Here is a 4,478-nt window from a genome sequence, read left to right on the forward strand (position 1 = left end):
CGCCGTTTACATTGACGATATCCGGATTGAGGCCAGCTTCCTGGATCACTGCCAGTGATTGAGCCGCAAAAGCTTCGTTGAGTTCTATGGCTTGGATGTCGCTGAGCTTCATTCCCGCCTGCTTCAATACCTTAGGTATGGCAACACAAGGGCCAATACCCATGTATAGCGGATCAACACCACCCACCGCACAGTTGACCAAGCGAGCAACAGGCTCTAGCCCTAGCTGCTTGACCATTTCTTCGCTCATCACGATGGTGAAGGCTACACCGTCACTGGTTTGAGAAGAATTACCTGCGGTCACAACGCCACCTTGAGCAAACACCGGGCGTAGTTTTGCCAATGCTTCCACCGTGGTGCTACGGCGAACACCTTCATCCATGGCTACGGTATGCGAGCTTTCCACCCGCTTGCCGTCTTTCACAAAAACGTCAGGCACCTCCACGGGAACGATCTCGTCATCAAACTTGCCCGCATCAATAGCGGCAGCTGCTTTAACGTGCGAGTTGTAAGCAAATTCATCGGCCTTCTCGCGGCTGATGTTGTATTTATTGGAGACGGCCTCTGCCGTGATCCCCATACTCACCAGGTAATCAGGTGTAGTGCTTGCCACTTGGTAGCTAGGAGCCAGCTTGTATCCCGTCATCGGAATACTACTCATACTCTCCGCACCACCAGCGATGAAGATATGGCCCATTCCTGCCTTGATCTTAGCCGTAGCCATAGCAATGGTCTCCAAACCAGAGGCACAATAACGGTTGACCGTCACTCCAGGAACTTCTTTCCCCAAAGCACGTACCGAAATCTGGCGACCAATCTGCAAGCCTTGCTCCCCTTCAGGGTTGGCACAGCCGACAATCAGGTCATCTACCAAACGCGGATCTAGCTCTGGTGTATCTGCCATCAATTTTTTAATAACATCTACCGCCAGATCATCCGAACGATAGTTTTTAAAACCGCCCTTCTTGGCCCTGCCAACGGCGGAACGGTAACCTTTTATGATATATGCTTCCATGGCTTTCGCGTATATGGAAGAGAGGTAGAGGGTAGAGGGATTAAGACCCCACTATACACTACTTCTCTCTGTTTTTTAATGAATTTCTTAAAATTGTAAATGCGTTTTTGCAAGGAGTGTAACTCTTCAATGACCGGATTGACATCTTCACTGCTGAGGAAGTTCAAGCGTTCACTGAGTAGCACTTGGTTTTCGAGTTCATAGGATGAGCTAGTGGCAAAACCTAGAAACTGATTGAATTCATTGTTTGAATTCCGCCCCGCTCCTTCTGCAATATTAGAAGGGATAGACACCACTGATTTTTTGATCTGATGACTTAGATTGTAAATTTCCTCAGGAGGAAGTTCATTGGTTAATTGATAGGTTCTTACGGCTAAATATAGCATCGTTCCAAATATTCAATTTTCTAAAATCATAAGTCCAAAAAAAATGTGATCGTGTATAAAATCCCTCTACCAAAAGTCCGCACTATAAAGTCGGAAGTAGGAAATCGGAAATCGGAAGTATTTAAACCCCGCACTCCGCACCTCGCACCCCGCACCAAGCACTTCGCACTCCCTTAATTCCTCAACGGCTTGTTCGTTTGCAACATGTGCTGAATGCGTTCGAGCGTCTTCTGTTCGCCGCAAAGGCTCAGGAAGGCTTCTCTTTCGACATCCAATAGGTATTGTTCGCTCACTTTTTGCACGCCAGTAAGGTCGCCGCCACAAAGGACGAAAGCCACTTTCTTGGCGATAGTGATATCGTGTGCGCTGGCGTATTTACCGAGCTGTAGCTCGTTGGCCGCAGCGTAGAGGGCTGCCAGACCAGTACGACCGAGCACCGTAATATCTTGCCGGATAAGTGGCTGCGTGTAGCTACGTGCAAGGTCCAGGACCTTGTGCTTTGCCAGGGCGATATTGCGATCTTTGTTCAGTGCTACTTCGTCACGGCTTTCAAGGGCGTAACCCATGTTGTAAGCTTCGTAAGCAGAGGTAGCCACCGATGCCATAGCGATGGTTTTGAACTTATCAATCAAGGTAGGAATCTGCACATCGCCTTCGAAGAACTGATCGCTGGCACGGAGCGCAAACTCCTTGGTGCCGCCACCGCCGGGAATCAGGCCTACGCCTACTTCTACCAAACCAATGTAAGATTCAGCAGCCATCACGGCACCGTCACAGTGCATGAGCGTTTCACAGCCGCCGCCAAAGACGTAGCCTTGAGTAGCTGCTACGACTGGAATGCTGCTGTAGCGACAACGCATGGTCGTTTGTTGAAACAGGTTGATGGCCATATTCAGCTGATCGTATTCCTGCTGATAAGCCAGCATACCGATCATCATCAAGTTGGCCCCTACGCTGAAGTTGGTCGCGTTGTTGCCGATCACCAAGCCTTTCCAATCCCCATCTTCGGCAATTTGGATAGCTTCGTTGATGCCGCGCAGTACGCCTTCGCCAATGGAGTTGTGAGCGCTGATGAATTCCAGGTTCAGCACACCATCACCAATATCGTGAAGGATAACTTCGCTGTTTTTGAAAACAGGCGCTTGATCGCGGTAGTTGTCTAGAATGATAAAGGACTCGGTGCCAGGCTTGACGACATAAGCTTTTTGAGCAATGTCGTAGTATTTGAGTTGCCCTCCTTCGCGCTTGTAGAAGCTACTATGGCCAGCAGCAAGCATATCTTTTACCCATTGGGCAACGGTTTGGCCTTCCGCTTCAGCGGCTTCGATACCTGCTTGGATACCTACAGCATCCCAGTATTGGAATGGACCGATTTCCCAGGCGTAACCTGCCGTCATGGCATCGTCGATGCTGTATAGGGTGTCCGATATTTCAGGAATGCGGTTCGATACATAGGCAAATAAGCCCGCCAAGCTGCGGCGAACCAATTCTCCGCCTTTGTCTTCTGCCTTGAAGAGGTATTGGATGCGCTTGGTCAGATCCTCGATTTGCTTGCCTGCTTTCAGGCTGGGGAGATCAAGCTTGGTTGATGCTTCATACTCTAGTGTCTCCAGGTTAAGCTCCAGAATTTGGCGCTTCCCATCTTCACCTTTGATCTTTTTGTAGAACCCTTGGCCAGTTTTATTACCGAGGAATTTGTTCTCTACCAGAAACTGCATATACTTTGGCACTTCAAAGGTAGCAGCCTGCTCATCGTCGGGGCAGTTGTCTTTGATGCCTTTGATGACGTTTACACTGGTATCATGGCCTACGAGGTCACCCAGTCGGTAAGTGCCCGTCTTGGGCCGCCCAACAGCAGGGCCGGTCAGCTTATCTACGGTACTGATCGGGAGCCCGAGGTCGGTAGTGAGTTGGTAGATTTTTGCCATCGCGTAAACGCCAATCCGGTTGCCAATAAAGGCAGGCGTATCTTTGGCAAGAACGGTCTGCTTACCTAGGTAGACATCACCGTAGTGCATAAAAAAGTCGATCACATCTTTGCTGGTATCCGGTGTAGGGATGATCTCAAACAGGCGCAGGTAACGCGGCGGATTGAAGAAGTGCGTACCACAGAAATGCGCTTTGAAATCGTCACTTCGGCCATCTGTCATCATGTGAATCGGAATACCAGAAGTGTTGGAGGTCACCAAAGACCCTGCTTTGCGATACTTGTCGACTTTCTCAAAAATTTGCTTCTTAATATCGAGGCGCTCGATAACCACTTCGATAACCCAGTCGCAATCGCCGATTTTTTCAAAATCGTCTTCAAAGTTGCCCGTCTGGATACGGCTGGCGAAGGCCTTGTCATACAGTGGGGCTGGTTTGCTTTTGATGGCTTTCATCAAGGCACCATTCACGATGCGGTTACGAGCCTGAGGATTGCTTTTTTCGTCGTCACTCAAGTCTCTGGGTACGATGTCCAGCAGCAAGACTTCCAGACCGATGTTGGCAAAATGGCAGGCAATGCCGGAGCCCATAACACCGGAGCCAAGTACAGCTGCTTTGCGGATTCTTCTACTCATTGATGGGTATTGATTTATGTATTTGGTAATTTTTATTTAGATCGGAAGATACTTAGAACTTATTGAAAATCAGTTGGCAAGATGCCCCAATATGCTCTTAAACCTTTCCTTGGAAACGGGAGCCGTTTCGTTAGTTGCGCAATTTAGCGAATTTTCGCTAATTATGTAAGGTGTGAAGGGAGGTAATAGTTCGGTGAGGTATAAAATAATGTGGTGATGGTGAAAAAATAATCAGTCTGACACTATCAATGATCCCTTTTATGAAGAGACTCAAATGTCAGATTTTTCAATCAATAATCAATAATCAATAATCAAGCTACCCGAAGAATTAAGGAAAAGTGACCTATTGCGTGATTTGCTATTTATCTGCAATGATTTATTTTTGAGGATTGCTTAGCTGAAACGGAAATATGCGTATTTTGTCCAGGCAGGGGGTACATTAAGCGCAACAGTAGCGAGGGGTATAGGGGGATTAAGTGCAATGCGGATAATGGGAGTTAGCGGAAATTCCAATAA

General features: G+C 48.0%; 3 protein-coding genes. All 3 read right to left on the reverse strand.

The window, feature by feature from the left end:
* Nucleotides 1-1,015: thiolase family protein (locus ACRBG0_RS28220; RefSeq protein ID WP_431490170.1), on the reverse strand; the 1,015-nt coding region annotated here is incomplete at its 3' end.
* Complete coding sequence (locus tag ACRBG0_RS28225) at nt 997-1,401, reverse strand: four helix bundle protein (protein ID WP_431490171.1); 405 nt, start codon at nt 1,399-1,401, stop codon at nt 997-999. The genes ACRBG0_RS28225 and ACRBG0_RS28220, both read right to left, overlap by 19 nt.
* Nucleotides 1,402-1,574: 173 nt before the next feature.
* Nucleotides 1,575-3,962 (reverse strand): 3-hydroxyacyl-CoA dehydrogenase/enoyl-CoA hydratase family protein, encoded by a 2,388-nt coding sequence (locus ACRBG0_RS28230; RefSeq protein WP_431490172.1) that lies wholly within the window; start codon nt 3,960-3,962, stop codon nt 1,575-1,577.
* Nucleotides 3,963-4,478 lie beyond the last annotated feature (516 nt).

The sequence above is a fragment of the Lewinella sp. genome (genome assembly GCF_050633125.1).
In the GTDB taxonomy this organism is placed as follows: Bacteria; Bacteroidota; Bacteroidia; order Chitinophagales; family Saprospiraceae; genus Lewinella.